Source organism: Aeromonas sp., assembly GCF_050633025.1.
Taxonomy (GTDB): domain Bacteria; phylum Pseudomonadota; class Gammaproteobacteria; order Enterobacterales; family Aeromonadaceae; genus Aeromonas.
Genome location: NZ_JBODRQ010000181.1, coordinates 1 through 5,335, shown reverse-complemented (window position 1 = coordinate 5,335; position 5,335 = coordinate 1). Strand labels below are relative to the sequence as shown.

The window sequence follows — 5,335 nt, the reverse complement described above, 5'->3', positions numbered from 1 at the left end:
TTTGCAGAGCTAAGAAAGGCGGCTTAGCGTTGCACTTCGGAGTTGAATCCGCCATTACCTCACCAAGAAACATTTAAATTAAACAATTGTATTACCCATCGCACTTAATAACCTACTATGCCACTGAGATCAGTGCAACACTTATTTAAAACATAATAAAATAATGTGTAGTTGTCAGTTTTCAATATACAAATTGAACATTTATTAACATTTACTCAAGTTTCACTAGTCTCATAAATAATCAATATTTAAATAAAAAACGCCCCCCATCTTGCGATGGAGGGCGTTTTATCGTTTCGGCTATTGAGTCAGATTGACCCAATATTCAGCAATTACAGGGATTCAGCGGTCGCAACCACGTTTTCCACGGTAAAGCCGAATTCCTTGAACAGCAGCTCGGCCGGTGCAGATTCACCAAAGGTGGTCATACCGATGATCTTGCCGCCGAAACCGACGTACTTGTACCAGTAATCAGCGATACCGGCTTCGATGGCCACACGCTTGGTGACGGAGGACGGCAGGACGGACTCTTTGTACTCGGCGGATTGAGCGTCGAACACGTCGGTAGACGGCAGAGAGACCACGCGCACGGCACGGCCCTTGGCGGTCAGCTGCTCATAGGCGGCAACGGCCAGTTCCACTTCGGAACCGGTGGCGATCAGGATCAGCTCCGGGGTACCGGCGCAATCCTTCAGCACGTAGCCACCCTTGGCGGTGTCGGCCAGTTGCTGGGCAGTACGGTCCATCTGGGCCAGGTTCTGACGAGAGAAGATCAGAGAGGTCGGGCCGTCGGTACGCTCGATGGCGTGTTTCCAGGCGATGGCAGATTCAACCTGGTCACACGGACGCCAGGTGCTCATGTTCGGAGTCAGACGCAGGGAAGCGATCTGCTCAACCGGCTGGTGAGTCGGGCCATCTTCACCCAGACCGATGGAGTCGTGGGTGTAAACGAAGATGGCGCGCTGCTTCATCAGGGCGGCCATGCGCAGGGCGTTGCGGGCGTACTCCATAAACATCAGGAAGGTAGCGCCGTAGGGGATGAAACCACCGTGCAGGGCGATACCGTTCATGATGGCGGACATGCCGAACTCGCGTACACCGTAGTGGATGTAGTTGCCGGAGGCATCGTCGTTGGTCAGGGACTTGGAGCCGGACCACATGGTCAGGTTGGACGGCGCCAGGTCAGCAGAGCCGCCCATGAACTCCGGCAGCAGCTTGCCGAACGCTTCCAGAGAGTTCTGGGACGCTTTACGGGTTGCGATCTTGGCCGGGTTGGCTTGCAGGGTTTCGATGATCTTGGCGGATTCAGCAGCCCAGTTGGCCGGCAGTTCGCCAACGGTGCGGCGCTTGAATTCGGCAGCCAGGGTCGGGTGAGCGGCTTCATAGGCGGCGAACTTGGCAGCCCAGTCGGCTTCCAGTGCAGCACCCTTCTCCTGAGCGTTCCACTCGGCAGCGATATCGGCCGGGATAACGAACGGCGCGTGGTCCCACTTCAGGAATGCGCGAGCAGCGGCGATCTCGTCGTTGCCCAGCGGTGAGCCGTGGCAGTCGTGAGAACCGGATTTGTTCGGGGAACCGTAACCGATGATGGTGCGACAGCAGATTAAGGAAGGTTTGCCGGTCTCGGCCTTGGCGGCTTCGATGGCGGCATTGATGGCTTCCGGGCTGTGACCGTCAACAGCCGGGATTACGTGCCAGCCGTAGGCTTCGAAACGCTTGACGGTGTCGTCGGTGAACCAGCCTTCTACGTGACCGTCGATGGAGATACCGTTGTCATCCCAGAACGCGATCAGTTTGCCCAATTGCAGGGTACCTGCCAGGGAGCACGCTTCGTGGGAGATACCTTCCATCAGGCAGCCGTCGCCCATAAAGGCGTAGGTGTAGTGGTCAACGATATCGTGACCCGGCTTATTGAACTGGTCAGCCATGGCCTTCTCGGCGATCGCCATACCCACGGCATTGGTGATGCCCTGACCCAGCGGGCCAGTGGTGGTTTCAACGCCCGGTGCATAGCCGTACTCCGGGTGACCCGGGGTGCGAGAGTGCAGTTGGCGGAAGTTTTTCAGATCGTCGATGGAGAGGTCATAACCGGAGAGGTGCAGCAGGGAGTACAGCAGCATGGAGCCGTGGCCGTTGGAGAGAATGAAACGGTCGCGGTCGGCCCACTTGGGGTTGTTCGGGTTATGTCTGAGGTGGCTACGCCACAGCACTTCGGCGATATCCGCCATTCCCATGGGGGCGCCCGGGTGACCGGAGTTGGCTTTTTGAACGGCATCCATACTCAATGCACGAATGGCATTGGCAAGCTCTTTACGAGAAGGCATCTGAATCTCCTGCGATTGCTTCATTTGATGGCCAAGATTAAGGCGCGTCATTGTCCCAGCAGGGGGCTCTGCGTGCAAATATTATCTGGACGAATAAAGTGGCTTTGGGAGGACAATCGCTTTTATTGCCGGCTATCAACCCGGGAGAACAACGGCAAACGTTTGGTTCCTATCTCCTTAGCGGATGAGAAAGCACCGCTTGTGACCCATTTGTCGCTGCCCGACAAAATAGTGCTGGCAATCGGAGGGGGTGCTAACTAAAATAGACGTCCAGATGTAGATACCTCTACACCGTCCTATTCATCCGGTTATTGCCGTGGCGATAACCCAGACAAGCTGAGACTCCTATCATGGCAAAGCTGTTTACTTCCGAGTCGGTCTCCGAAGGCCATCCCGACAAGATTGCGGATCAGATCTCCGATGCGGTACTGGACGCCATCCTCAAGCAAGATACCAAGGCCCGTGTTGCCTGCGAGACCCTGGTCAAGACCGGTATGGTCATGGTAGCCGGTGAAGTAACCACCTCTGCCTGGGTAGACATCGAGCAGATCGTGCGCGATACCGTACGCGACATCGGCTACACCCACTCCGACATGGGCTTCGATGCCGACTCCTGCGCCGTGCTGAACGCCATCGGCAAGCAGTCCCCGGACATCAACCAGGGTGTTGACCGCAGCGATCCGCTGGAGCAGGGCGCGGGCGACCAGGGCCTGATGTTCGGCTACGCCACCAACGAAACCGACGTGCTGATGCCGGCCCCCATCACCTACTCTCACCTGCTGGTGAAGCGTCAGGCGCAAGTGCGCAAGAACGGCACCCTGCCGTGGCTGCGTCCGGATGCCAAGAGCCAGCTGACCTTCGCCTACGACGACGCAGGCAAGATCATCGGTGTGGATGCCGTTGTTCTGTCTACCCAGCACGCCGAATCCATCAGCCACAAAGATCTGGTTGAAGCGGTACGCGAAGAGATCATCAAGCCGGTGCTGCCGGCCGAGTGGGTCAACAAGGACACCAAATACTTCATCAACCCGACCGGTCGTTTCGTTATCGGCGGCCCGATGGGTGACTGCGGTCTGACCGGTCGCAAGATCATCGTCGACACCTACGGCGGTATGGCTCGTCACGGTGGTGGCGCCTTCTCCGGTAAGGATCCGTCCAAGGTTGACCGCTCCGCTGCTTACGCCGCCCGCTACGTTGCCAAAAACATCGTTGCCGCCGGTCTGGCCGATCGCTGTGAAATCCAGATCTCCTACGCCATCGGCGTGGCCGAGCCGACCTCCATCAGCGTCGAGACCTTCGGTACTGCCAAGGTGGCCGAGGATCTGCTGGTCAAGCTGGTGCGCGAGCACTTCGAACTGCGCCCGTATGGCCTGATCCAGATGCTGGATCTGAAGCGCCCGATCTACCAGGCTACCGCTGCCTACGGTCACTTCGGTCGCGACGAGTTCCCGTGGGAGCAGACCGACAAGGCCGAACTGCTGCGTTCTGCCGCTGGCCTGTAAGCCGCTCAGTTGTGATAAAAGGGGAGCCTGGCTCCCCTTTTGCTTATCCGCCATTTAACGAGATGTTGATGTCTGCCACCCCTGCCCAGCTTGTCGCCCTGCTGCAACAACGCGTAGAAGCCTGTTTTGTGCAGGCCGAGGCGCGCCTTGGCCGCACCTTCCCCCGCCCGCGGATCTACTGCAATATGCGGGGCCGGGCGGCGGGATCGGCGCGGCTGCAAACCTGGGAGCTGCGCTTCAATCCCGCCCTCTATCAGGCCAACCAGCAGGCGTTTCTGGATGAGGTGGTGCCCCACGAGGTGGCCCATCTGCTGGTCTATGCCCTGTGGGGAGAAGGACGTGGCAAAAACCGGGTCTTGCCCCACGGCCGCCAGTGGCAATCGGTGATGCGGGAGGTATTTGGCCTTGAGCCCAGAACCACCCACAGCTTCGATCTGGCGGTACTGGCCCAGCGCACCGTGCCCTATCGCTGCCACTGCCAGCAGCATCAACTCTCTATTCGCCGCCACAACAAGGTGGTGCGCGGCGAGGCCCGCTATCACTGCCGCCGCTGCAAGCAGCCGCTGGAGCAGGAACGGCCGGAACCAGAGCAGTAAGCCAGCTTGTGTCGCGCTCTTGTGGTAGGGTGCCCGCCATCGTTCGTCAATCACCCCGTTTGCAAGGAATCCCATGCGTTTCATCTCCTCCCTCGCCCTGACCCTGCTGGCCGGTTTGCCGCTGCTCAGCGCCCCCCTGCACGCCCAGACCTTTCGCGAAGCCAAGCAAGATCTGTTGAAGCTCTACCGCAGCCAGCCAGCAGTCACCACCTTCTACTGCGGCTGTGACATCGACTATCAGGGCAAGAAGATGAGCCCGGATCTCGCCAGCTGCGGCTATGAGCCGCGCAAGCAGGCCAAGCGCGCCGCCCGCATCGAGTGGGAACACGTGGTACCGGCCTGGGAGTTCGGCCACCAGCTGCAGTGCTGGCAGCAGGGTGGTCGCAAGAATTGCGGCAAGAGCGACGAGTTCAACCAGATGGAGGGGGACATGCACAACCTCTTCCCCGCCATCGGCGAGGTGAATGGCGATCGGGCCAACTTCCGCTTCTCCGACTGGAATGGCACCCCGGATCAGTACGGTCAGTGCCAGATGCTGGTGGACTTCAAAAATCGCCAGGTGCAGCCGCCCAAGGGGCCGGTGCGGGGCCAAATTGCCCGCGCCTACCTCTACATGAGCCAGCAGTATGGGCTGCGTCTGGCGGCGCAACAGCGTAAACTGTTTGAAGCTTGGGATCGCCAGTACCCGGCAGAGGGCTGGGAGTGCGAGCGCAACCGCCGTATCGGCAAGCTGCAGGGCAATACCAATCCCTTCATTGAAAAGCAGTGCCAATAACCCCATTTGACCTAGGAGAGGATCACCCCTCCTATCATGAAACCCTTCCCCTCTGCCGCGTGTGCCTTGCTCACCGCCTCGCAGCAGGATATGAAGGGTTTCCAAGCAAGAGACTGACAAGCAGCCATGCGCATTCCA

Annotated in this window: 4 protein-coding genes; 3 read left to right on the top strand and 1 reads right to left on the bottom strand. The window is 58.8% G+C overall.

Annotation, left to right across the window (positions count from 1 at the left end; translation table 11 throughout):
* Nucleotides 1-332 precede the first annotated feature (332 nt).
* Nucleotides 333-2,324: a transketolase gene (gene tkt, locus ACRAUW_RS16605; RefSeq protein ID WP_431363164.1), complete on the bottom strand. Its 1,992-nt coding sequence runs from the start codon at nucleotides 2,322-2,324 to the stop codon at nucleotides 333-335.
* Nucleotides 2,325-2,674: 350 nt separating this feature from the next.
* On the opposite strand from tkt, the gene metK reads away from it, so the two are divergent.
* From metK to ACRAUW_RS16590, 3 genes are all read left to right on the top strand, one after another.
* Nucleotides 2,675-3,826 carry a methionine adenosyltransferase gene (gene metK / locus ACRAUW_RS16600; protein ID WP_431363163.1) on the top strand — a complete coding sequence of 384 codons (1,152 nt, stop codon included), beginning with the start codon at nucleotides 2,675-2,677 and terminating at the stop codon, nucleotides 3,824-3,826.
* A 68-nt stretch (nucleotides 3,827-3,894) separates the two neighbouring features.
* On the top strand, nucleotides 3,895-4,422 hold the full coding sequence (locus ACRAUW_RS16595; protein WP_431363162.1) for a SprT family zinc-dependent metalloprotease: 528 nt from the start codon (nucleotides 3,895-3,897) through the stop codon (nucleotides 4,420-4,422).
* A gap of 73 nt (nucleotides 4,423-4,495) precedes the next feature.
* Nucleotides 4,496-5,197 (top strand): endonuclease, encoded by a 702-nt coding sequence (locus ACRAUW_RS16590; protein WP_431363161.1) that lies wholly within the window; start codon nucleotides 4,496-4,498, stop codon nucleotides 5,195-5,197.
* Nucleotides 5,198-5,335: the final 138 nt, after the last annotated feature.

What these genes read in the sequence shown, in the direction of transcription:
- ACRAUW_RS16595 (WP_431363162.1), top strand. Translation starts at nt 3,895, where the DNA reads ATGTCTGCCACCCCTGCCCAGCTTGTCGCCCTGCTGCAACAACGCGTA.
- metK (WP_431363163.1), top strand. Translation starts at nt 2,675, where the DNA reads ATGGCAAAGCTGTTTACTTCCGAGTCGGTCTCCGAAGGCCATCCCGAC.
- ACRAUW_RS16590 (WP_431363161.1), top strand. Translation starts at nt 4,496, where the DNA reads ATGCGTTTCATCTCCTCCCTCGCCCTGACCCTGCTGGCCGGTTTGCCG.
- tkt (WP_431363164.1), bottom strand. Translation starts at nt 2,324, where the DNA reads ATGCCTTCTCGTAAAGAGCTTGCCAATGCCATTCGTGCATTGAGTATG.